Below are 23,896 nucleotides of genomic sequence, written 5' to 3'. Positions count from 1 at the left end.
CTTTAAAAAAATTCGCTTAGGTCAAATAAGAAAATGTATAGGGTAATTTTTTATATCGCGGTTATTTAACTAAACTGCCGCGAAGAAGAGTTAATGAATATAGCCTAAGAGAACTAGGAAATAAATACATGACAAATTATGTCGTGTATATTATGACCGCGTTCATACTCTGAGGCCATCTCGCTCACACTATGGGTACGACCGTGATGACAATCGCTAGGGTAAGTGGGCATATGGACCATCTTATGAACAATTGAACAAAGGGGCGACGATGTGAAGATAAATGGCACAATACAGCAATTACTGAAGCGCTGGTTGGGTGCGGGGATTGTGGTGGGAGCGTGTTTGTTGTTATCAGGAGCGGGCACGGCTCCGAGTGGTGGAATTGCGGGGGCACTTTTGCGGGGGCGTACGATTATTATAGACCCAGGGCATGGGGGATTTGACCCAGGGGCCAAAGGGCGTGTAGCGCAAGAGGATCAAGTGAACTTGGCGATGTCTTTAGCGTTAAAGCAATGGTTTGAGGAGGCGGGGGCTCGGGTGTTGCTGACGTGGGATCATCCGGGCGCCATTCCTAGCCACCGCAAATATCGAGTGCAGCAGCGTACGATGTGGATTAATCAAACGGGGGGCAATGTACTCATCGACATTCACTGCAACTCCGCGGATCCCGGTTCACATGGGCCGCAAACCTTTTACTGGGACGGGAAAGGCTCCTATCATCTAGCCCATGATGTGCAAGAAGAGTTGCAATATTTTACGAAAACGCGACGCAAGGTCACGCGCATTGACCAGTATGTGCTACGGCAAGCGCAAATGCCGGCCATTAATGTGGAAGTCGGCTTTATCACCAATCGAAAAGAGGAACAGCTGTTAATCAACCCGGCCTATCAACGGAAATTGACATGGTACATTTTTCTAGGAACCGAGCGGTGGTTCCTCAAAGGGCGTTGGCCGGAAAAACTTTTGCAAGCACCGCCTCCGACGCATTTACTCATCCGGGATTGAGGTTGCCTCAGGTATAATGGGAGAAGATGCACGGTAAGGGAGGATTTCTGGTGGGACCAAAAACCGTACGGATTATTGGTGTGCCTTTGGATTACGGTGCGGACAGGCGTGGGGTCGATATGGGCCCCAGTGCCATCCGCTACGCAGGACTGCATGAAAAACTGCGTCAAGCCGGGCATCAAGTCGTGGATTTAGGCAATTTACCGGTGCCGGTTCCCGAAAGCCGAGAAGTGGCGCAGACCAATCTTAAATATCTGGACGAAATTGTGAAAGTCAGCCGGGTGTTGGCCCGTGCCGTCGAGAAGGCGGTGGAAGAGGATGCCTATCCTTTAGTGCTCGGCGGAGATCACAGTATTGCCATTGGGACCATTGGCGGCTTAGTGCGTCATTTCCAAAATCTTGGCGTGCTGTGGTTTGATGCGCACGGGGACTACAATACAGATCAGACGTCCCCTTCGGGAAATATTCACGGCATGCCGGTAGCAACGGCCGTTGGGTTGGGGCATCCGGCGCTGCAGGCCTCCTTTCATGGTCGCTTCGTGAATCCCGCCAAAATTGTCTATGTGGGCGTCAGAACTCTAGACCCCGCAGAAGCTCAAGCGTTGCGTCAATCGGGCACGACAGTATTTTCCATGCATGAAATTGACCGTTACGGCATGCGCGACGTAATGGCCAAGGCTATGGATATTGTGACAGACGGCACCGATGGCGTGCATTTAAGCTTCGATATTGACGCGGTAGACCCCTTATACGCCCCGGGCTCAGGGACGCCCTTTTCTGGGGGTCTCACCGAACGAGAGGCTCATTTGGCACTCGAACTGCTGGCGGAAAGTGACATTCTCTCCTCTATGGAAATGGTCGAGGTCAATCCCATTTTGGACGAACATAACCGAACAGGCCAATTAGCAGCCAATCTTATTGCGTCAGCGCTTGGCCACCGCATTATTTAATAAGGGGAGGAGAATCAGCCATGGCATGGAATACCGATATTATAACATACCGTCGCGATTTGCATAAAATTCCGGAGCTTGGGTTTCAAGAACGGCAAACGCAGGCGTATTTGGTACAAGCCCTAAAACACATGGGACTCACGCCGGTTGAAGTAGCCGAGACCGGAGTCATGGCGGATATTCTAGGCAGCCAACCGGGCAAGACGATTGCTGTGCGCGCGGATATTGATGGGTTACCTTTGCGGGAAGAAACGGGTCTTGATTTTAGTTCCGAACACCCGGGGGTGATGCATGCGTGTGGACATGATGGGCATATGGCCATCGTCTTAGGGCTGGCAGAGCGCTTAACGGCGGACCGAAATTTTCCAGGGACTGTGCGTGTATTTTTCCAACCCTCCGAAGAGAAGCCCCCGGGGGGAGCGCCAGCCATGATTGCGGGCGGCTGTTTGGAGGGCGTGGATGAGGTGCTGGGACTGCATTTGTGGTCCAATGATCCCGTAGGCACTGTTGGAATCCGTAGCGGCCCTTTAATGGCGAATGCTGATGAATTTACCATTCGTGTCAAGGGCAAAGGCGGGCACGGTTCCGAGCCGGCTCATACGAAAGATGCCGTGCTGATTGCATCGCAAATTGTCGTGAATTTGCAAACCATTGTGTCCAGGCGCCTTAACGCTTTTGATATTGCCGTGGTATCTTGCGGGATGATTCAATCGGGGGTCACGTTCAATATTATTGCGGAGACGGCTGAAATTAAAGGAACGGTGCGGACGTTGTCGCACACCGTGCAGAATACCGTGATGCATGAAATTGAGCATATTGCCAAGACTACGGCGGCGTTGTATGACGCGGATGCCGAACTGTCGTATGTATTTGGCTACCCCGCTGTTATTAATCACGAATCTAGTGTGAAGCGATTGGAAGAGGCATGGAAGGGAATGGTCGACATCATCCATCCCGACCCCGCTATGGGTGGGGAAGATTTTGCTTACTACCTGCAAGAAAAACCTGGCGCCTTTTTCTTTGTGGGATGTCGCCCCGAGGACGATAATCAAGTGTATCCGCATCATTCTCCTCATTTTATGGTAAATGAGAAAGCGTTGCCTCTTGGGGTCGAGTTGCTTTACCGCGGCGTCATGAGCTTTCTTAACCCGTAAATAGTCATTGTCATTGATTTGAGCGGAACCTTTTGGGGTTCCGCTCTTTTTTATGGACATGCGCAAAGAATTTCCCAAAGGGTTGAATAAATATCCTAATCATTGTATAGTAATGCGGTAGGGGGCGGTAAAATTGGTAGAGCGGGTATCGGCCAAAGAAATGCGTGTGCAAGGACGTTCGGTGATTTCTCTCAAAGAATGGACACCAGCGGAAATCAAGCAAGTACTGATGACGGCGCAATGGATGAAAGCCAATCCAAAGGTCGCAGAAATTCAATATGCCTTAAGGGGCAAGTCGGTCGCGATGATCTTTGAGTTGCCATCCACGCGAACGCGGGTATCATTTCAGGTTGCCATCCAGTCGCTTGGGGCGGCTCCCGTGATTTTGGACTGGGAGAACAGCCAGTTGGGACGCGGGGAGCCCATTGAAGACACGGCGCGCGTCTTGTCCCGGTATGTTGATGCCTTGGTTGTTCGGGCGAAGAGTCATGAGATGGTGCAACAATTGCAAAAATGGGCGACTGTTCCGGTGTTTAATGCCTTAACGGATGCGGCGCATCCTTTTCAGGTGTTAGCCGATGCATTGACCATTTGGGAGAACACGGGCTACTTGGCAGGCGCGAAGCTGACCTATGTAGGGGACGGCAATAACATGGCCAATTCGTATCTAGTGATTGGGGCGAAGTTGGGGATGCACGTAAGTGTGGCCTGTCCTGCTGGTTGGATGCCCAAAGAGGACGTGGTCGCCTATGCCCAGCAGGAAGCGGAGGTTACGGGGGGGACGATTCACATTACGTCGGATCCTGAGCAAGCCGTTTTTGGAGCCGATGCTGTGGCCACGGATGTCTTTGTATCCATGGGAGATGAGGACAGCGAGCAAAAGCGAGAGGCTTTAAAACCCTACCAGGTCAATGCCCGGCTGATGGCCATGGCCAAATCAAATGCAATCTTTTTGCACTGCTTACCAGCACATCGAGGGGAAGAAGTGACGGCTGATGTGTTGGAAGGTCCCCAGTCAGTCGTTTTTGATGAAGCCGAAAATCGTTTGCACGTTCAAAAGAGTGTTTTGTATCATACCTTGGCGGAGTTTTAGGGCAAGGACCTAAAGCCTTTTCAAACACCAAAGCCATGGGTCTCTAACACAGAGGTCCATGGCTTCTTTTATGGGATGGGTTAAAGAAGTCATGCCGTATATCGAACAGACGATTTGACTCTTTCGCGTGAACAAGCGCAACATGGTCCGGCCAAAAGGGGGCGAGCTCGAGAAAACGGTCGTAGTCCGTTTTCAAGCAATAACGGGGTATGACGGTACTGATGTCTTGTAAAGGCGCCTCTCTATTCCGTATATCGCCTCAAAGGTTCGTACAAATCAACACGGTTATGATCAGGGCAATGGGAATAGATTGCAAAAATTCCTCAACCCTAAAGAAGGACTTTCTGGTTCGGACGTCTAAAATACTGGGTTTATGGAGAGACAACGGAACCATTGCGTCCCGAAGGCGTGATGTCGTGCTTTTGAGCCTACGAAGGATATCGTGGGCCGCGACAAGGGGCGCATCTTTCTCATGTGGGGATACCCTAAGCTATAGGGAACGTTAGACCGCCAGCGACTGTCTTCTATCGTGATGTCTCGGCTAAGGATGCGACAGGCCTATGAATAAGTGCTATTTGCTAATCACGACGGGCTCACAGCCGAGGCGGTCGTGCTATAGGGAAATCCGATTAGAACATGTAGGAGAGATTAAAATGTCGAGTATTGTCTGGTGGGACGACGACGACAATGCGATTCTAGCAACCATTGACTGGGACGAGATCGCCGCCCTTATCGCTCAGACACTTGCTGATAACGGAGTCGGTAGTGAGCAGGTGCAATGGATCGTCAACCAGGTCCCACAATTTCGCTACCCGCCGGGGAGCCCGGAGGATCAACACCGCATGCGCCAAGCGGTGCAGCTATTCATTGAGCGCCATCAGTCCGTAGAGCTTTATATTGAGGCCTATCCCCGGTTAGCCCAGGTCCTTCAGCGTCATCTCCCAGTTTCCGTCGGGCCTGTCGCCCTTAACCGCCTGATAGCTGACCTCGTACTGTTGGCGGAAGCTTATCTTCCCCGGATTGAGTATGAGCGCTCGCGGATGATCCAAGCCTACCGTACCGTTGTGACAATGAACGGCGAAATAGGGAAGGCCCAGGACCCCATTCATCTCTATCACATGTTATGTGAGGTGGCTGTTCGCGTGGGCGGAATGCGGTTGGCCTGGGTGGGGATGGCAGATGCCCGTTCGGGTTTTGTGCGAGTGGTTGCGCAGGCCGGTGATATTCGCTATCTCGAGGAACTCCGTCGACCCGAGCAGGACGATTTGCTCGATCTTCCCCTGGACCGCCTGGGGGTGCCAGCACTAGAAGCCTTGCACCAAGGCCAGCCACAGTTTATCAACCGTTTGGGCCCCGACTTGCCGCGAATTATCCGCCGACGCTTGCAGCAATATCATTTAGGTTCTGGAGCGGCTCTGCCGATTCGGGTGCGGGGGCGTGTGGAAGCCGTTTTCGCGGTCTACCATCAAGAGCAGGACTATTTTGATGCGCCCATGCGTGGCCTCTTAAAAGAACTCATTGTGTCCGCCGAAGAAGGCTTGGACCGATTGTGGGCCCAGCAAGCGGAACTCGCCGCGCACAGGGAACAAGCACAACTGGCACAGCATCTCCGGGATGTGAGCGCGTTAAATAGCGTGTTGGCGGAAACTAACCAAATCCTCCCGACGCTAGACAGTTCGTTTCAAGTCTATGAGACGGTCTGCCGCATCCTCGTCGAGCGCGGCAAGATGGCTTTGGCATGGGTTGGTGTCCCTAGTCGGGACGGTTTTGTCCGGGTGGTGGCGGCCGTCGGTGAAACGCACTATTTATCGGCAATGCGGCGGCCGGGTCACCCCAAGCAGGTGGCGATTTCCTGGCAGCCGGGGCGACCAGAAAGTTTAGGGCCAACCGGACACGCATTAATGACCGGTCAGCCCCAGTTTGTTGACGTGGTTGATTATCCGCCCAAGGGCATCGACATGAGGCCCTGGCGGGATTGGCTAAATCGGTTTAGCTTACGTTCCAGCGCCGCCTTGGCGATTCGTCACGGATCCCATGTGGCGGCCGTTCTCACCGTTTATCATCGTCAGATGGTAGGATTTAACCCGGAACTACAAACCCTCTTAAAAGAACTTGTTGTCGATATCGAAGAGGGGATTCGGCGTATTGGATTGCAACGCTCCGAACGTGTGGCCCGACAACGACTGTCTCGTACGGTCACGACCCTTTTGGAACTGCAAAACCTCTACCGGTCGTTGTTGCGGCAAGGCGATACGATCTTACAAGCCAAGACGGCGGACGAGATTTTGACTTCCAGTTGCGAACGATTGGTTGAAGGCGGTTTGTTTCTCGTCGCTTGGGTGGGGCAACCGGTAGAGAATGCGCCGTCTTTGCGTTGGCGTTTCTTAGCAATAGCGGGACCTGGTCAAGACGCCAATCAAAAATTTACTCCCTTTTTTGATCACAGTCCCGTCCCCCCGCCGGAGGCTGCGTGGCAGAGCCAGCAACCCGTGTCCCATCCGGATTTGGCGAGTGACCCCGTGATGCCAGATACGCTTCGTCAATTCTTTGAGGAGATTGGGGGCCGTGCCGCAGCATCCATTCCCTTGCGCCGCGGTGGGCAACGCTATGCGGTTCTTACCGTGATCAGCGCCAAGCCGCACGCGATGACCGACAAAATCATGGAGCTGTTGTCGCATATCGGCGATTTGATGAGTCACGGACTAGATGCCTTAGATGCGAGGAACAGGCTCGAACAATCACAACAACAAGCATGGGATTTGGCACACCATGACCCCTTAACGGGCTTACCGAACCGGCTCTGGTTAGCAGACTATTTGCCCCAAGCGCTAAAGCGGGCCGAAGCTGAAGGACGCCAACTGGCAGTCGGTATGATCGATTTGGATGATTTTAAGACGGTCAACGATACGTGGGGCCACGACCACGGCGATCGCGTGTTGCAAATCGTCGCCCAAAGCCTTTCCCGGCGTTTAGCCGGGCACGGGCATTTGGTGCGCCTCGGTGGGGATGAATGGCTCATGGTGTTGGAGCCGGATCACACAGTGACGTTAGAGGCCTTGTTAAAAGGCATGAGTCATGAATTGAACGCGCCGATACCGGTGAGCGCTGATGTCAGGGTGAAAGTGGGCGCCAGTGCCGGCATTGCCTATTTTCCTGACGACGCACGGGAAGCAGAAACCTTGATTCGGTTAGCTGACATCGCTTTGTACCAGTCCAAAGCCCAAAAAGGCCAGCGTTCCCAGTGGGTCGTCCGTTATCAACCCTTAACCCGGCAACTACCCGAGCACCAGCCTGGTGTACCGTTTCAGTTTACGCTGGATCAAGTGGTTGTGGTCTATCAGCCGATTGTGGATCTGGCCACGGGCGCCGTGCAAGAGGTGGAGGCATTGGCGCGCCTGCAAATGGGAGAGCGGATTTTGGGACCCGCGGAATTTTTGACGCGCTTAAGTTCCGACGAACAATATCAATTAAGCCTTACGGTGTTGGAGCAGGCCTTAAGCCAATGGCAAAGGTGGTACCGGCACGATCACTTGGACCTCATGATCGGGGTCAATTTTGCTGCGAGCGACTTTCTCCGGACCGGATTTGTGGAAGCGATTGCTTCGCGTCTTGAGGCGTCTGGTGTTCCGCCCCAGCGCTTGGTGCTGGAAATTTTGGAAGAAGATGAGTTTCTTTCTCTGCCGCGTGCCAAGGGACAACTGGCCTCCCTTAAGCACCTCGGGGTGCAAATTGCTTTGGACGATATGGGGCGTGCTTATGCCAGCCTCTTTCGGTTAGCAGAATTACCGATCGATATCATCAAAATCGACCAAGGATTTATGCGGGACTTGGAACGTCATCCGCATAATATCCGGTTGGTGGCCGCGCTCATGCAAATCGCGGATTTCATGCGGCTCAAGCTCGTCATCGAGGGCGTCGAGACGGTTCCGGTGCGTGATGCGATTCGGTTGATGGCACGACAACAAGTTCCGGCGGTGCAAGGCTACGTCTTTTCACGGCCGGTTCCTCCTGATGAGATTGTCGCCGTGGGCCACTTAGGTTACCAGATTCCGCCGGTCCCAACGATAGGCCCTGACCAGTGGTTTTTGGCTTATGCTCGCCGTGTTGTCTTCCAAGAGGCCTTTAGCGGGATGGTTTATTATGCCCCGGGGTTATTGGATATCGACAAAGTGAGCGATCTACACGCCTGTCATCTCAATCCTTCGTTTATCCACGATCCCAGGCTCACTCCCGTGTACGAGGAACTGCATCGCGAGATGGCTCGCTGGGCCTCCCACGCAGGGAACGTCGCCGTGATGCAACACGTCTCACAATTGGAAGTGGAGCTTTTATCGCGGCTGGAATCGCTCATCTTAACGCGTGGTGCGACCCTTGACGGGCTCCCAACCGCTTAAGCCATAGAGGCTGGAAGCAGCTTTGCAATGATTCGTCATAAGTTGTGAATCTTTCTGTTAAGACGCGAAGACGAAATGGCGATTGCCATGATAGACTATTCTCAAGGGATTGAGAACGGAGGGGTGCGCGTGGTACGACTATCATCCGTATACCGGAAGCTGGAAGAGGGGTCGAAGCGGCTGACGCCTCAACGCGAACTGGTCATCCGCATCTTCTCTGAGCACCCGGGGGAGCATCTCTCGGCGGAAGAAGTGCATCAGCTCGTTAAAAAGAAATTTCAGGACATCGGTTTGGCGACGGTCTACCGGTCTTTGGAATTATTAACCCACCTCGAAATTTTGACGCGGATTAATTTTGATGATGGGCGGGCGCGGTATGAATTTAACCAAGAAGAAACTCACCGCCATCACCACCTCGTTTGTGTGCGCTGTGGACGTGTCGAGGAATATGGGGAAGATTTGCTGGATACGCTGGAAACGCGGATATTTAAAGAACGTGGCTTTACCGTGCTTGATCATGAACTAAAATTCTATGGCATTTGCCATGCTTGCGCGGCCAAACGCGGAACTGATAAGGGGGAGAAGATATGACGACGCAGCTCTATTGTTATAGACGGTGAAGCACCTGTGCTAAAGCGCGAGCGTGGCTTGGCGCACACCGTATTGCCTTTTCCGAACGGGACTTGATTGAAAAGCCTCTGAACGTTGAAGAACTGAGGGAGTTGGCTCAGAGGGTGGGGGGCATTGCAGCCATTGTATCCAAAAGGAGCCCTGCGTATAAAGGGTACGTCCAGCAGATTCAAGATGAGGCCGATTGGCTGGAAGCCATGGCTAAAGAGCCGCGGTTGATTCGTCGCCCTATTTGGTTCGTGAATGGTCACCACCGGATTGGATTTGATGTGGATGCTTGGGAGAGCGCCATAGAGGGACATCAAAATCCGTGATAGGATCCCCAATAGGCATTTTGCGGATACCCACGCTGTTCCCAATAGCCTAACTGGTCGTGGGGAGAAAACGCGATCCGCACCAGCCACTTTAAGGACTTGTACCCATACATGCCGGGGACGAGCAAGCGCAGCGGATATCCTTGCGAGGCCGCCAACGGCTGACCATCCATGGCGTAGACCAATAGGGGTTGATATTGGTGAATTTGTTCCGCGCTTAAAGACTCTGTGTAGACGCCGTCGCCGGAAAAGAATAGAACCCACGGCGTGTGCTCGGGTTGCCATCCTACAGATTCGAGGAAATGCAAGAGGTCAATGCCCTCCACCTGCACACCATTCACGGCCCACCCGGTCACACATTCGAAGTTGAGACGCCTTGAGGTGGGAGGCATGTGCTGCAATTCATCTAGACGATACGTGCGCTTCACGGGGCTATCGACCCAAAGCCGCCACGTCTGTGGTGTGAATTGAGGGTAGCCATCAATGACGGTGTAAGGCACAAAGCCGGGTAAGGCTCCTTGCGTGCGCCCTTGCTGAAAGATCCGCCCGCTCAACATCATGAGTAAATTGGGTAAGGCGATGACAAAAGGGGCGGTGGCAACTGTGGCTAAGATCCAGTGCAGAGCGCGCCGTCTTGATGAGGGGGTAGCGCGTGACAAGGGTGTCGGCCGATGGGTCAGCAGGTGCGTAAGCACCCAGATGACCAATCCCGCGGCGCTCGCTCCATGCACCACCGTGGCGATTGACCGTGTCCACGAGGGTCCTATAAACAGGGCCACGCCACTGACGCAGAGCAGCACTAAGAAAAAGAGGGCCCAGCGGGTAAAGGCCGGTTGTGTTCTGCCCACCGGGGCTGGCCAGGGATAGAAGCGCGCGGACCATCCCAACAAGGCGAGGGCATAAATAATGCCTCCCCACTCGTGAATCGTTTGGACCGCCGGAAACCAAGGTCCGAGCGCGCGCCGCCAACTCGACAGAAAGAGACCAAATCCTGTGGCGACAAATAGTCCGACCCAAAGCGCGTGACGCCAATGGCGCTGGGAAAAGGATGTAGGGGGCCTTTTCGGTATCATGGCAGGTAATGCCCGAGAAAATGGTCAAACAGCAGCCGGGTGAGGCGTGGTAACAGGCGCATGGCTTCATTGTCGACATGAAAGCGCAAGTCTTCACACTCTGCGCTAAAGAGCGCGACGGTATAGTCCCCCCATTTGGACGTGACGATGCCCACATCATTGCGAATGCCTTCGAGGGATCCGCTTTTGCTGCCGATTTGCACCAAGGCCGGCGTGTCGCCCTCCTCGTTTAGCAGATGATAAGGCAAGTCGCGTGTCATGATCGTATTGTATTGCTGGCGTGTGAGAATGTCCCACATGATACCGGAGGCCCAGGGGCTAATGAGTGTGCGGTGATAGAGGCTTTTGAGCAGCCCGCCGATTTCGTCGGCGGGGGCTATGCCAATAGGTCCAGGTTGTGCGAAATCAATGCGCTTATATAAATGGATATGAGGCGTTCCTAAGCGGTGCATCACCGCATTGACCGTCTCCAATCCGATCTGCCGTAGCACCATGTTGGTGGCGACATTGTCACTGACTGTAATCATCAAGGTCAGGGCGTCGTGGAGTGACAGGGCGAATCCCGGGGTGAGATTTTGCACTACCCCGGAACCTTCGACATAATCGTCACGAGTGTACACCAGTGGGGTGGCTAAATCGAGATGACCGGCTTCCACTTGGTCCATCGCAGCAATCATAATAGGCAGTTTAATGACCGATGCGGTCTCCATTAGGCGGGTTGGCTCATGGGCGACGACTTCATGGGTCTGCAAATGTTCTGCATAAAGTGTGAACCTGCCAGAAAAGTGCTGGGACCATTGTGCAATGGCCTGATGTATATTCGAGATAGACATGATGGCTTTGTTTCCCTCCTGGCCAAGTTTTTAAATAATTCCAGAACAATCCATGGTCTAAGAATTCGGATCCGACGCTACATTTTCGCGAGCTATCCACGTCAAATGCAAGGAGCCTAGTCCTGGAATTTTTTTGCCTTCTAACACGGTGCCGGCAGGAACTGGAGGACTACCATGCGGGATGACGACCAAGACATCCGCCGCTTCATAAGTGGTAATCCGGTCGGATTGCTGGGGGAGGTTGGTATCAAAATACCAACCGTCTGGTTGCCTTATAAGTCTCGCGCGTAGAAAGCGGGTTTCCCGTGTTTTTTTAGGGAAATCTTGCAGTAATCGTCCGGACATTCGTTCTATTGGCAGTTGCGCATGCAACAGCGCGACCAAAAAGGGTAGAGCAATATTGTACCAAGACATTAACGCGGCGCCTGGATTGCCTGACAAAGCGAGGATCGTCGTTCCCTGATATCGCGCTGCAGCAATAGATTTGCCAGGGTGCATGTCAGTACGCCAAAAAAGCAATTGGGCGCGTTGTTGTAAGAAATGAATAATGTGATCTTTGTCCCCCACCGACACCCCGCCGGTTGTGAGTACTAGATCATAAGCTGCGAGATCGGGGCGATTAAAGAACTCATGGACCGCGTCTAGGGTGTCGGGAAGGTGCTGGACTGTCACATCGGCGCCTAACTCGTGCAGTAAGCTATAGAATAATGAGGCGTTCACATTATAAATTTGTCCAGGTCCCAGGGCATTGCCTGGATCTATGAGTTCGTCACCTGAGGTGACGAGTAGTACGCGAAGTCGGCGGTAGACTGCGATGTGGGCATAGCCTCCGAGGGCTAAGACTCCGATCTGCAAAGAGCCTAATCGCTGTCCGGGCCGCATTAAGACTGTGCCTTGAGGGAATTCCGATCCTTGCAGCGTGACATTGCGTCCAGGCTGAACTCGTTGTGCGACATGTACTACCCCTGCTTGCAGCTCGACGGCCTCTTGTTCGATGACCGCATCGAGTCCTTCGGGTAGTGGGGCCCCGGTCATAATGCGTACAGCATCGCCTGCTTGCAGGGGCTTCCTCAAAACCTCCCCGGCCGACACGTAACCAGCGATGCGGAAAGTGCCCGGGGTATCTAGCGCTTTGAGGGCATAGCCGTCCATGGCTGAGCGTGCAAACGGGGGCGCGGCGCTTTGGGCCGTGATGGTCATGGCCAGGGTACGCCCGCTCGACTGGGTGAGTGGCACCCACTCGGTCTCTTGTAGGGGCGGGGTGTGGTGAATGAGGAGGGCTATAGCCTCCTCGACGGAGATATATCTCATAGCGGTTCCTTTCCTAGTGGGCGCTCGCTAGACCTGGGTGGCAGAACAGGAATGTTATCCACCGAAAAACTGAGCGCCATGTGATGTTCAATGATCCAAGCCGCGGCTTGTGAGGCTAGGGCCAGTGTTAAAGGCAAGGGGGCTTTAAACCAGAGATCGACCTCTGACGGTGGGGTGGGTCCGATAACGGCGCGCACGTTGTCAAGTTCTTGTACTAAGAGCTCTGACCCGACAACAATTTTCGGCGTCGCGACCGATTTTGCTCCTTCCCAAAGAATCCATGGATACCACCGGTCTACTTGCCTCCAATCGATGGGAAGTGGAAAAGGACTCCGCCAGGTGGCTTGATAGGGCTGCATGAGCACGGTGTGGGCACCTGCATGGGCGAATCGGTCGGTGTCTGAGCCTACGCGGTCAGGGCGAGGTCGGTGATGAGAAAATTTCACAACCAGAACAGGCCCAGGGAGTTGCTGGCAGAGAGCTTCAATGAGGCGGGTTTTACCCGTATTGGAATATCCCGCGATCTGCATCACAGCCATTTAGGGCACGCTCCCTTCGGGGAGACTAGTCGACTGCCAATGTGCCCAGTCTTCGGGAGTGTTGATATTGACGATCCAGGTTGGCTCGGGCACAAGAACCCAAAGAATGCGCTGCGATGCCAAAAACTCTTGAACTTTATGGCCACCGTGCGATAGAAACTGCTGGAGGGCGGGCAGTAGATGAACGGACCAATATCCGGCCAGCGGTTGCCGGTCCTGACGCCAGTACGGAAAGATGCCGTCGGCCTCCCCCAAGTGCGAGAAGAGATGAGCAAATAATCGGGGGCTGGCAAAAGGCAAATCGGTGGCGAGGACGGCGAGAAAATCTGCAGATGATACCGTGAGGGCTTGCGCGATACCGCCTAAGGGACCAGGATGCGGCGTATTATCAACCACATCGTAAAAAGTCCGGGGTTGATAGCCGAACGGACGCGAGATCCAAATGGTTTGAGCGCCGGATTGTTGTAGGGTATGGCGGGCATATTCGGCCCACGTGACACCGCTGGGGTGCAACAACTCCGCTTTATCGCGGCCCATTCGTTGAGATTGTCCCCCGGCTAGCACTAAGCCGTCTACGCAGATGGTCATGGCGCCAAGCCCCTTTGCCTTTTACGGATATTATATCGGTATTTGTGGGGAACTAAAATGCTAGAGCTTTTACCGCTAAGGCCGCATGCGTTCGGTGCTTAACGCGATAGCAATGCCGCATGTAATCAGGAGAATACTGAGCCACATGGCAAAGGTGGGCAGCTGGTGTAACACGAGCCACGCTAAGAGAGCAGCCCCGGGGATTTCCCCGACCATCGCTAATGAGACATGGGAGGCGGGCACAAACCGGAGCATCCAATTAAATAGCGTATGGCCGCCCAAAGTAGGAATCACCGCCATCAGCCCATAGAGCAGCAGAAGATGCCAAGACATAGGGCCGAAATTGCCTTGGCGGCCCCAGAGCCCAAGTGCGAGTATGAAAGAGGCTGCAGTGTAAGTGCCCCACGAATAAGTCGTCGCCGAGAGGGTACGACGGGCATAAGCGCCCGTTAGGATGTAGGCGCCTGCAAATAAGGACCCCGCCAACGCATCGGCAATCCCTAGCCAGGACACATGAGGGCCTGCCCCCAGCGCCAATGTGGCGAGCCCGGCAGCTAAGAGCCCCAGGCCCCATTGGGTACCACGAGGCAAGGGATGATGTCCTTGAAGGCGGCGAAACAAGGCAACCAGGAGAGGATGGGTGGAAACCAGGGCGGTGGAGAGAGCTACCGGAAGCAAGGACAATGAGTGAATCCAGAAAATGAAATGAGCGGCTAAAAAAATGCCAGACAGGGCCATCATAGGCCACGCTTGGCGCGTAACAGAGAGCGCAGGGCGTTTGAGCACCGGAAGCAAAAGGAGGCTGGTTAAGAAAAGGCGCCAAAATGCAATGGCGGATGCAGGAGCATGGGCTAAACGAATCAGAACAGCCGCGCTCGACACAGATAACACCCCAACGGCCAATGCCCCGTAGAGCTGAATGGCAGCTGGGGTGTTAGAAGACGGCGAACCGTCAGACTTTGGCATAGGACTGGGTCAGCATGTCGCGGAATGCACTGAGCGAGTCTGCCCGATCGGGATCTTGCGTGCTGTAGATCTGAATGAGGTTGGTGAGCATGCGGACCAACATGAACCTGGTCGGCGTCGGACTCAAATAGGCTGGATGGAATCCAAATCCATTGGTCATGAGAAACTGCACACATTCTCCGCGATTGAGCAGCTGTCCTTTCTCGAAGGCATCAATGAACAGACTGTCATTATATTGCAACAGAAAATGCCCTGGCATGCTGATGCCCACCACAGGAATGCGCAAGCGGCGCGCAATGAGAAGGTAGACAAGAGACAGACTGATAGGAATGCCCAACCGACGATCTAACACCTGATTGAGGTAGCTATTATCCGCGTCGTAATAATTGTCGCGGTTGCCGGTAAATCCTAGTTCTTCAAAGAAATAGTGATTTAACGCCTCAATTAGTTCGCGCCCTTTGAGCCCTTGCTCCTCCATCCGCTCCTTAAAGGTTTGAGCCATACTATCGAGCATGTCCCGGTAGTGTTGGCGATTGATGGTGGGGTATCCGGATTCCGCAATGAGAAACGCGCCTTCTTCTAAATCGATCCAAGCGGAGGGCATGGCCGCGAAATGACGAAAACGTTCCCCTAATTCGTCGAGGCGCAGGCGTTCCAGAATACTGTATACGCGTGTGCGCACATGAGGATCGAGGGACGTACGAGCATCTTCGAGAAATGGCTGAGCCTCCTGGCGAGATTCAATCAGTCTCTGCCGTGCGATTTGAGCCGTTTTGATATCGTCATCTCCCAGGAGATGAATCAATGCTTTGATTTCTCTCTCTGTCAATGTTTTCATGGCCGCCGCTCCTTTCTTCTCTACTTCAATGCGGCCGAGATACCGTGGGTTGCTCCAGTTTATGGAACACATACCGGTGACGAGTGTCCGGTATGTTCAGCCGTTATCATAGTATTCGCGGTGTCGGCCAATTTTCCTGCCTATTCTGAAATACTTTGATCGAAGTCGGCTTCACTCTTATTATACAGGGCCTGACAAGAGTCGGAACCGGGTTAATTCCAAATACCCGCATGGTTTCTCCATGTTTCCATTAGTAAAGGTTAGCACGCCAGGATAATCTTCCCACTTAGTATACCCAGCTTTGGCGGTCAAAGGAGCTCGTGGGCAAAAACCTGTTATGACATAACGGGCTGTGCTATGCTACTAAGGAAAGTAATTCCACTGAGTGACGGAACCATTTACGGGGCATGTTTTTAATAGCGTGTTAGCCGAAAAAGGAGGCAAAGCGGGTGGTAGCCGATCAACAAAAGATTTTGACCTATATTGGCCGGATAGCCTATAACAGCCCGGTCATTCAAACGGTCGTCGGGTACTTGATGGCCGATCCCGCACGTGTGGTATTTGTGAGGCAATGGCCCGAAGATCAAACGCTAGCGATGACGATGTCGATTCATCGCCGCATTGAACTGGCGGGTCCGTTATGGCAAGGGTATGTCCGCGGTGTGCCCGTTCCAGATCCGTTGACGTGGATTCAGGCAGCAACTCCGTTTCGGTCCGCGGCGATTGCATTGCGGCTGTCAACGGATGACGTGTGGTTGATGGAAGCGGTTCAGCCTTTAATTCAGTCGGAAGAGGCGGCCGAATACCGCGCGCAGTTAGAGGAGCGGATGCAAACCGTGCGGCAAGAGTTGGATCGGGCGTTGGACTTGTATAATGAATTGCGCCATATTATGGAAGTCGACCGGGAGCGTCAACCCCAGCTGGAAAAGTTTTTAACGCTGGCGCAAACTCAAATGCAAACCATGGGACAAGAACTCAAGGTGCTTAAGGAGAACTTGGATAAGGCCTAGCGATTCTCAAGAGGAGATGGTCGATACGAACAACGACGAACAAATTCGGCTCCTCAATGCAGATATTCGGGGAGAACATGATGCCATTGTCCACTATTTGACGCATGCTTGGACGGTTGCTGAAGTCTATGGGCCGCGTATCGAATCCATCGCTCGCGATGAAATGCGCCACTTAAAATGGCTCGCGCATACGGTCGTGTCTCTGCAAGGCGTCCCGGATTTGACGCCGCGCCATGCGGAGCCCGTCACGGTGCTCAAAGAGGCGTTAGTGATAGACATTGCGGCCGAAAACGAGGCCATTGCGCAATACGCGGATCATCGCGAACGTATTGATGATCCGCGTATTCAGGCCCTGTTGGCCCGCATAATTGTGGACGAAAAGGACCACCGGCGCCAATTTCAGGAGATGGCGGAGCAAACCGAGGGGACTGCACCTGATTTTGAAGCGGGGCCAAACGTCGCAGTCGCCGAGGTGGCGCAGCATCTGCAAACGCTGTTGGGCTTTGAATACCAACAAATTTTGAACTACCTTTTCCAGTATTTTGTCGCAGTGCATGGCCCATCTCTTGGCATGAACGATGAAGACCGGGCTGTGGAGGAAATGAAACATTTGGGATGGATCGCCGAAGCCTTAACGCCTATGGGCCAATATCCTGACTGGCGTAAAGCTTCAGGGCATCGTGTATCCCCCGACTCACCGCAGAAACCGGTCTATCAACATGTTTTAGCGTGGGTAGAACAAGAAAGCCCAGACTTCGCGCCCTTAATGCGGCGCATTTTGGCACATCAGGAATATCAATGGCAAAACGCTGATGCTAGTGGGTGGACCGTAGGCCCCTTAAAAGACGCCGGAAAGAAGGCATAATCATGGAGTTTTTGCAACGTGACCAAGCACCGCTAAATGAGCGTGAGTGGGCTTTGCTGGATGAGGCCGTACGGCGCGTTATCGCTCAGCAAGTCACCGGCCGTCGCTTTTTGTCACTGTTTGGACCGGTCGGATCAGGTGTTCAAGTGATTCCCGTCGACCGCACACCGCCTAGTGGTCAAGGCCAGGTGGATATGGTAGGTGAAACCAATGATGCGGTTCGTCTAGCCCACCGCCTTTATCAAAAGATTCCCCTGCTGCACAGGGATTTTCTCGTGTTTTGGCGAGACATTGAGTCGGCGCGGGCTCAGGGAATCCCCATCGACTGGTCCATGGCAGAGGCGGCGGCCTCATTAGTTGCGCAAGCAGAGGACCGTTTGATTTTAGAGGGCGACGCTAGCAATCAGATTGAGGGGCTTCTGACCGTTTCTGGCCGGCAGGTATTGACGCCTGGTGAAGAGCAGCCGAATAGTGGGTTTCATGATGTGGTGCGAGCGATCAACGTCTTAAGTGCCGCGGGTTTTTACCCCCCTTATACCGTTGTCGTTGGCCCAGAACTGTTTGCAACATGGCACCGGCTGTATGGCAATACGGGTGTGTTGGAAATCGAACAAATTCGAAAACTGGCCGAGCAAGGCGTTTATGTTTCGCCCTTGATGCCAACCCATACGGTATTGGTCTTGGCAGCGGGAGCAGAAAATATGGACTTGGCGATCGGCATCGATGCGGTCGTTGGGTATGTGGAATCCACGTCGATGAATCACCGGTTGCGTGTGCTGGAAACCTTGACGCTGCGCATCAAACGCCCTGCGGCGATTTGCCACATTGCGCCCGCTAATGCCTAAAGAGGAGATTTTCAGAAGCTTGCCGTGGGGTGGCTTCCATGGGAAGATGTAATGAGAGGCGGTAGAGTCTATCGGCATAATCCTAAGGCCGGGAAATGATTAGGGTGAGAACAGATGGCAAAAGACTCTGAGACAAATGACTTTGTACAGTGGCGACATGCTCCAGCATCTCAGTGGAAGTTTTGTCCGCTCTGCGGGCAGCCACTCTCTGCTCATGAATGGGACGGTAAAGAACGCCGTTATTGCCAACATTGTGGATTCGTATATTGGGAACGGGCATTGCCCGCAGCAGCGGTATTGGTGTACGAGCCACGCCAACAGCAGATTGTCCTCGTGACGCGCCGCTACCCGCCGGCTGTGGGCGGGCTGACGTTACCGGGGGGCGGGGTAGAATTCGGCGAAAGCGTAGCACAGGCGGCCATCCGCGAAGTCAAAGAGGAAACAGGACTTGATGTTGTGCTCGATCGCCAGTTTGGGACGTGGTCGACTCCAACCAATGAAACGATTATCAGCTTCTTCTTGGGGCATCCTGTAGGAGGAAGCTTGCGTGCGGGCACTGATGCCGCCGATGCTCAATATTTCTCATTGGATCAAGCCCCCTCATTGGTCTTTAGTCTTCATGACCGAGTCCTACAACTCTTCCGTACCGAAATGCGCATGGCGTTCCATTTGCCGACGGATGGGCAAGGGTCCTGAAACGACAGGCAGTTGAACCGCCAAGACCTCTAAAATTTCATGCATTAAAACGAGATGCTGGTAGATGCGAGAAGGACTGGCATGATGGTGATAGTCGTCGGCCATGCAGCCGATAGCGTCTTGCAAACGCTGCATCAGGCTATCGACGTGCCAGGGATCGGGGCCGTTATTCATGAACACCGCTCCTCTCCATGATGATGGGGTGGTGAAACTCTTGACTGTACACCAATATGGAGAGGGGAATAAGAATGTGAGCCAGTGGACAGGCGACTGGCTCACAGGCTATTCATCAGGCACAAATTCCGTCGTTGTTAGGAGGCATGGGAGGAAGACTGGGAACGTTTGCGGTCTTTCCATAGGGAGTAGCCCAAGGCGAGACCAGATACCCACCAAGGACGTGATTTCTTCGGACGCGTTAGCTCTTTGGCGCCGCGCCGCGACTGAAGAAATCCGGCAATGCCTGCGGCTAAGAGTCCAACCCGGTACGCTGAGGAACGCACTTCTTGGACCGTTTGACCAATCCGTGTGGTCGATTCTTTAGCAACATGGAGAATGTCAGCCAGCTGGTCCTTGATGCCGGCGATTTCTTGCCCAATGCTTTTTTCCAAACGAATCACACGCAATGCGATAACCAGGAGCGCGATGCCGGACCCCACAACCAAAAGCGTCAGAACGGCAAAACAAATTGCAATAACCGTCAGCGCGCCAGCAATGCTCATGCACCTTGGTCCTCGTGAGAGTCGGTGTCCGCAAGATCTGCATCATCCAGCGGAATTTCTGTTACGGCTTTCTTAAAAAGGGTTTGGCTTTTTTGCGTTAATGAATCACGAATGTCTCGCACACTGTTTTGAAGTTGCCCTAAAGAATCTTGAGTCTTTTGCTTAATGGTGCCGCGTGTATCTTCTCCGGCGCTTGGAGCTAGCAATATCCCTGCCACCACTCCAATTGCTGCGCCGATAATCAACCCACTTAGCCGATCCCATGATCGATCATTCATCGTATCGCCCCCTGGTTTTTCTTTATATTGTGACACATTTTGGGACGAGGCGAAAGAGCTGGCGATTGATGAGTTTGCCAAAGGAAACGACAGGATCATACGGCTATGGTATACTATGTGGGTTTCAAAGTCACAGTGCGGTTTAACTTGGACAATATGGTGGGATTTGGCGTGCGAATCAAGCACTTGGGGACGGCAGCCGAATGAAAATTGCAATCGTGACCGAAACTTGGTGGCCATCAACAGATGGTGTGGTAACACGTGTGACCGCGACGGTGCGCGAACTTCGGCGGATGGGTCATGAGATTTTAATCGTGGCACCGGAAGGCGGAGAAGCCGAATTTGAAGGCATTCCGGTAAAGCCTGTGCCGACCTTTTCGGTTGGGTTTGTCTATGGTGGCAAGCCATGGGGATGGCCTACGCCTCGGGTTACACGCTATTTGCGGGAATTTAGTCCGGATATTGTCCATGTTGTCAATCCCTTCGTCCTGGGCATTGCAGGCGTATGGGCGGCTCGCCAATTAAAGTGTCCGCTTGTTGCGTCGTATCATACCAATATTGCTCAATACGCTGATTTTTATCATTTGGGATTCACCAAACCCGCTGTGTGGGGATTATTGCGGCTGCTACACAATCAAGCCGTTTATAATTTAGCGACATCGGCGGCCATTCAGAATGAGATCACGTCGCATGGCATTGAACGTGTCCGGGTATGGCGGCGCGGCGTTGATTTGAATGTTTTTCATCCCCGGCAACGGGACAAGTCGATGCGGGCGCGCTTAAGCTCGGGAAACCCCGATCAAATTATTGCGTTATATGTGGGCCGGATTGCCAAGGAAAAAGGGTTGGCACGCCTCTTATCGCTTTTTCAGCGCAATCCGTCGGTTCATCTGGCTTTAGTGGGGGATGGACCGGCCGTCGAGTATTTCCAGGAACGGTTCGAGAAGACGCCAACGACCTTTGTGGGTAAGTTGCTTGGGCAAGAATTAGCAGCAGCTTATGCATCCGCCGATTTTTTTGTCTTTCCCAGCACCACCGAGACGCTAGGTCTCGTCTTATTGGAGGCGATGGCATCGGGTCTGCCCATCGTGGCGGCGGAATCCGCGCCTTCTCATGAATTGATCGACCATTCAGGCGCTGGCCGATTATTTCCCAGCGATCAGCCTTATTTACTAGGCGAAATGGTGCATGGACTCATTCATGACCAGCCGGGATTAGCGGTGTTGTCCACTAAAGCGCGGCAAGAAGCGGAGAAATGGGGATGGCAGGAACCGACGAAAGAACTCGTGCAGCTGTACGAACAAGCGATCAGAGAGTTTCGGGCCGGCAGATGACGCGGCTCTACCAATTTATCCAATTCGTTTCCGTGGGATTTGGCAATGCGGTCATTGATTTGTTATTTTTTAATGGCCTCTACTGGCTATTTCCGACGCGAAACGTGGATCAGCTGGTGGTGTATAACACCATTGCTGTCATTGCCGCGATTCTTAATAGTTATATTTGGAATAGCCGTTGGACCTTCCGCCATCAAGTGCGGTCCAAGGGCAAAGATGCGGTGCGTCAGCGCGTTTTGTTTGTGATTCAGTCGGTCATCAATATTGTGGTGAACGACTTAATTTTATGGGTAATCGCGCCGTTAGTGCTCGAAGTGCACATCATTCCTCATGTCATGGCCAATAATATTGCCAAATTGGCGGCGATGTTCTTAGCATCTTTGACCAGTTTCATCATGATGAAACTGTTTGTTTTTGTCTAATCGCCCGACAGCATTAAGATTTTCTTCCAATTTCTTTTCCGTGATTTTGCCAACACCTCAATTTTTTTGCCCTTTTTCTCCCGTTTTCATGCGCATTCATCATAGGGTTTCTATTCCTGAGTCCAAATGATGGAATCATATTGGAATCGTGGGAAGCTTGTCCCTTTACGTCCTATGGCTGGCGCAGCCTGGTGTCATCTCCTCTCAGCAGCAAAGAGTGTATCTGACAGGCTTGTTAATGTTCATTACACTGGCGCTAGCCAAATTGTTGGAAACAACAACCGGGGGACCCAATTGTGGGGGTGAATCCAGCATTGGACTGGAAGGGCCACTCTCCGCGCCCTAACCCGTCAGCTAACTCCGGAGGCAATATTTCTAAGGGGAGAATGACTGCATGCGATTTGCATTATGGCAAGGAATGACCGTTGCGGGCGTCACATTGGCAGCTGGGATGATGGCTTCACAAGGTGCCATGGCGGCCTCCGTATCGGCGACCACCGCGGCGTTGGCCCAAGAGCATCCGGCAATGAACCAAGTGTTGCAACAAGGAGATGTTTCTCATTGGGTGGCCACGCTGCAAGCCGATCTGTACCTTTTAGGGTACCACAGTGTGGGTTCTGATGACGGAATTTTTGGCCCCAAGACGCTTGCCGCGTTGAAGGCTTTTCAGACGGCGAATGGATTTCAACCGACCGGTGTGACCAGTGCGCCCGTATGGCAAGACATTTTAGCGGGATTCCAATTGGTGCCCCGTTATCAAGGCCCCACAACCTTGACGGTAACGCCTCCAGCCATTTCCGAACAAGCTCATCCGGCAATGTATCAACGGCTGAGCATGGGAAGTCAAGGGCATTGGGTGGCCACCTTGCAAGCCGATTTGAAGTTGCTTGGCTATTCCCAAGTGGGGCCGACTGACGGAATATTTGGTCCTAAGACACAACAGGCACTCGAAGATTTCCAGACCAGCCAGAACCTGGCGCCTTCAGGCGTCACCACCTTTCAGACCTGGCGGCAGATTCTTACCGGATTGGGTATCTTTGGGCCAAACACTATCATAAAGCAAACCTCACAGACTCCAAGCAGCGCCAACACGACGACTGCACCTAGCAGCGCTTCGCAAACCTCTTCAGTTGACGCGGGGTATGCGCGGACGGGTCCGGTGTCGCCCAATGCCCAGTCGATTGATGGGCGCCCCATTATTGCAGTGTATCAGGTACGGGCAACGGCTTATGGCCCGAGTCTGCAAGACAATTATCCCTATGGGCCGGTTGACGCGTTTGGACAGCCGCTCGAACCCGGGATGATTGCCGTGGATCCCTCGCTGATTCCTCTCAAGTCATATCTCTATGTGACGGGGTATACAGACCCCAATTTGCCCCAAGGGGGATTTTTAGGACGGGCGATGGACACAGGTGGTGCCATTGTGGGACACCACATCGATATTTACATGGATGCTAACGCCCAGACGGTTTCTAATTTTGGCATTGAGCCTGTGACCGTTTATGTGTTAGGTCAATAAGCGTATTAAGCGGAGAATCTCCCCAGGGCGCCATGCGCTCTGGGGCTTTTTTTCTTTGGGACAGGGTTTTGCGTCCCTAGTAGGAAGGATTTTCCGTGCGTCCTCGCGAATTACTATAGAGAGGTGAAGCAGAGATGAGAATTCACTCATTTAACGAGTTCTGGCCATTTTATTTGCAAGAACACCAAAAGCCAGCCACCCGCTTATTCCATTTTATTGGGACCGGGGGAGCTATTGTGTTGCTGCTGCTTGCGCTGTTGACGTTAAATGCTTGGTACCTTGTTCTTAGCGTGGGGGTGGGGTATGCTTTGGCTTGGTACAGCCATTTCTTTATTGAGAAAAATCGCCCCGCGACCTGGCGTTATCCGGTGTATTCTCTTCAAGCGGATGTGTTGCTGTTTTGGCTCATGCTGACAAGGGGATTTGCTTTTGAAGATGTCTCGTTGCCGCGAAACCCGTTAAAGGGCCGGCGGCAGGTCTAGGTCGCTTCTGGCATACCCCGATCCTCTTTTCTATA

The 23,896-nt window shown here is 53.1% G+C and carries 23 protein-coding genes, 1 pseudogene and 1 riboswitch; of the genes and pseudogenes, 15 read left to right on the top strand and 9 right to left on the bottom strand.

The window, feature by feature from the left end:
• The first annotated feature begins 273 nt into the window (after positions 1–273).
• From CO251_RS06285 to CO251_RS06255, 7 genes and pseudogenes are all read left to right on the top strand, one after another.
• Positions 274–1,008, top strand: a complete 735-nt coding sequence (locus CO251_RS06285; protein ID WP_242968360.1) for an N-acetylmuramoyl-L-alanine amidase — start codon at positions 274–276, stop codon at positions 1,006–1,008.
• A gap of 50 nt (positions 1,009–1,058) precedes the next feature.
• A complete protein-coding gene (gene rocF / locus CO251_RS06280) occupies positions 1,059–1,958 on the top strand; it encodes an arginase (protein ID WP_207654628.1) in 900 nt (299 codons plus the stop codon).
• A gap of 20 nt (positions 1,959–1,978) precedes the next feature.
• Positions 1,979–3,112 carry a M20 family metallopeptidase gene (locus CO251_RS06275; RefSeq protein WP_103374943.1) on the top strand — a complete coding sequence of 378 codons (1,134 nt, stop codon included), beginning with the start codon at positions 1,979–1,981 and terminating at the stop codon, positions 3,110–3,112.
• 133 nt (positions 3,113–3,245) lie between these two features.
• Positions 3,246–4,205 (top strand): ornithine carbamoyltransferase, encoded by a 960-nt coding sequence (gene argF / locus CO251_RS06270; RefSeq protein ID WP_103374942.1) that lies wholly within the window; start codon positions 3,246–3,248, stop codon positions 4,203–4,205.
• Between the two features lie 653 nt (positions 4,206–4,858).
• A complete protein-coding gene (locus CO251_RS06265; protein WP_158246211.1) occupies positions 4,859–8,599 on the top strand; it encodes an EAL domain-containing protein in 3,741 nt (1,246 codons plus the stop codon).
• Positions 8,600–8,728: 129 nt separating this feature from the next.
• Entirely contained in the window at positions 8,729–9,190 is a 462-nt protein-coding gene (locus CO251_RS06260) for a Fur family transcriptional regulator (protein ID WP_103375064.1), read from the top strand.
• Positions 9,191–9,231: 41 nt separating this feature from the next.
• Positions 9,232–9,543 (top strand): annotated as a pseudogene (locus CO251_RS06255) (arsenate reductase family protein); the annotation flags it as partial.
• Here the strand turns inward: CO251_RS06255 and CO251_RS06250 are convergent.
• The 7 genes from CO251_RS06250 to CO251_RS06220 form a co-directional block, all read right to left on the bottom strand.
• Entirely contained in the window at positions 9,531–10,616 is a 1,086-nt protein-coding gene (locus tag CO251_RS06250) for a molybdopterin-dependent oxidoreductase (protein WP_103374939.1), read from the bottom strand. The pseudogene CO251_RS06255 and the gene CO251_RS06250 sit on opposite strands and share 13 nt — an antisense overlap.
• Positions 10,613–11,449, bottom strand: a complete 837-nt coding sequence (locus CO251_RS06245; protein WP_103374938.1) for a serine hydrolase — start codon at positions 11,447–11,449, stop codon at positions 10,613–10,615. Before CO251_RS06245 ends, CO251_RS06250 begins: the two co-directional genes overlap by 4 nt.
• Positions 11,450–11,506: 57 nt before the next feature.
• Positions 11,507–12,760, bottom strand: coding sequence for a molybdopterin molybdotransferase MoeA (locus tag CO251_RS06240; RefSeq protein WP_103374937.1), 1,254 nt, complete (start codon positions 12,758–12,760; stop codon positions 11,507–11,509).
• Positions 12,757–13,299 carry a molybdopterin-guanine dinucleotide biosynthesis protein B gene (locus CO251_RS06235; RefSeq protein WP_103374936.1) on the bottom strand — a complete coding sequence of 181 codons (543 nt, stop codon included), beginning with the start codon at positions 13,297–13,299 and terminating at the stop codon, positions 12,757–12,759. Before CO251_RS06235 ends, CO251_RS06240 begins: the two co-directional genes overlap by 4 nt.
• Positions 13,300–13,887, bottom strand: coding sequence for a molybdenum cofactor guanylyltransferase (locus tag CO251_RS06230; RefSeq protein ID WP_103374935.1), 588 nt, complete (start codon positions 13,885–13,887; stop codon positions 13,300–13,302).
• 75 nt (positions 13,888–13,962) lie between these two features.
• Positions 13,963–14,853: a DMT family transporter gene (locus tag CO251_RS06225; RefSeq protein ID WP_103374934.1), complete on the bottom strand. Its 891-nt coding sequence runs from the start codon at positions 14,851–14,853 to the stop codon at positions 13,963–13,965.
• The gene (locus CO251_RS06220; RefSeq protein ID WP_103374933.1) at positions 14,840–15,691 is read right to left on the bottom strand and encodes a SirB1 family protein; all 852 of its coding nucleotides are present in this window, start codon (positions 15,689–15,691) and stop codon (positions 14,840–14,842) included. The genes CO251_RS06225 and CO251_RS06220 overlap by 14 nt, the downstream gene beginning before the upstream one ends.
• Positions 15,692–16,140: 449 nt before the next feature.
• On the opposite strand from CO251_RS06220, the gene CO251_RS06215 reads away from it, so the two are divergent.
• From CO251_RS06215 to CO251_RS06200, 4 genes are all read left to right on the top strand, one after another.
• A complete protein-coding gene (locus CO251_RS06215) occupies positions 16,141–16,701 on the top strand; it encodes a hypothetical protein (protein WP_103374932.1) in 561 nt (186 codons plus the stop codon).
• A 16-nt stretch (positions 16,702–16,717) separates the two neighbouring features.
• Entirely contained in the window at positions 16,718–17,566 is an 849-nt protein-coding gene (locus tag CO251_RS06210) for a ferritin-like domain-containing protein (protein WP_103374931.1), read from the top strand.
• A gap of 2 nt (positions 17,567–17,568) precedes the next feature.
• The gene (locus tag CO251_RS06205) at positions 17,569–18,411 is read left to right on the top strand and encodes a family 1 encapsulin nanocompartment shell protein (protein ID WP_103374930.1); all 843 of its coding nucleotides are present in this window, start codon (positions 17,569–17,571) and stop codon (positions 18,409–18,411) included.
• Positions 18,412–18,525: 114 nt separating this feature from the next.
• The gene (locus CO251_RS06200) at positions 18,526–19,107 is read left to right on the top strand and encodes an NUDIX hydrolase (RefSeq protein ID WP_103374929.1); all 582 of its coding nucleotides are present in this window, start codon (positions 18,526–18,528) and stop codon (positions 19,105–19,107) included.
• Positions 19,108–19,418: 311 nt separating this feature from the next.
• Here CO251_RS06200 and CO251_RS06195 read toward each other — a convergent pair whose 3' ends face one another.
• Together CO251_RS06195 and CO251_RS06190 are read right to left on the bottom strand one after the other, a co-directional pair.
• Positions 19,419–19,826 carry a DUF948 domain-containing protein gene (locus tag CO251_RS06195; RefSeq protein WP_103374928.1) on the bottom strand — a complete coding sequence of 136 codons (408 nt, stop codon included), beginning with the start codon at positions 19,824–19,826 and terminating at the stop codon, positions 19,419–19,421.
• Positions 19,823–20,104, bottom strand: coding sequence for a YtxH domain-containing protein (locus tag CO251_RS06190; RefSeq protein WP_103374927.1), 282 nt, complete (start codon positions 20,102–20,104; stop codon positions 19,823–19,825). The genes CO251_RS06195 and CO251_RS06190 overlap by 4 nt, the downstream gene beginning before the upstream one ends.
• A 203-nt stretch (positions 20,105–20,307) precedes the next feature.
• Here CO251_RS06190 and CO251_RS06185 point away from each other — a divergent pair, with 203 nt between their 5' ends.
• The 4 genes from CO251_RS06185 to CO251_RS06170 all read left to right on the top strand — a co-directional run bounded on the left by CO251_RS06185 (position 20,308) and on the right by CO251_RS06170 (position 23,861).
• Positions 20,308–21,438, top strand: a complete 1,131-nt coding sequence (locus tag CO251_RS06185) for a glycosyltransferase family 1 protein (protein WP_103374926.1) — start codon at positions 20,308–20,310, stop codon at positions 21,436–21,438.
• Positions 21,435–21,860, top strand: a complete 426-nt coding sequence (locus tag CO251_RS06180) for a GtrA family protein (protein WP_103374925.1) — start codon at positions 21,435–21,437, stop codon at positions 21,858–21,860. Before CO251_RS06185 ends, CO251_RS06180 begins: the two co-directional genes overlap by 4 nt.
• Before the next feature lie 248 nt (positions 21,861–22,108).
• Positions 22,109–22,247: riboswitch (cyclic di-AMP (ydaO/yuaA leader) on the top strand.
• Positions 22,248–22,254: 7 nt separating this feature from the next.
• The gene (locus CO251_RS06175; RefSeq protein ID WP_173677075.1) at positions 22,255–23,379 is read left to right on the top strand and encodes a peptidoglycan-binding protein; all 1,125 of its coding nucleotides are present in this window, start codon (positions 22,255–22,257) and stop codon (positions 23,377–23,379) included.
• 134 nt (positions 23,380–23,513) lie between these two features.
• Positions 23,514–23,861 (top strand): DUF962 domain-containing protein, encoded by a 348-nt coding sequence (locus CO251_RS06170; protein ID WP_103374924.1) that lies wholly within the window; start codon positions 23,514–23,516, stop codon positions 23,859–23,861.
• Positions 23,862–23,896 lie beyond the last annotated feature (35 nt).

The organism is Sulfobacillus sp. hq2 (assembly GCF_002903155.1).
In the GTDB taxonomy this organism is placed as follows: domain Bacteria; phylum Bacillota; class Sulfobacillia; order Sulfobacillales; family Sulfobacillaceae; genus Sulfobacillus; species Sulfobacillus thermotolerans.
This window is presented reverse-complemented; position numbering and strand designations above follow the sequence as displayed.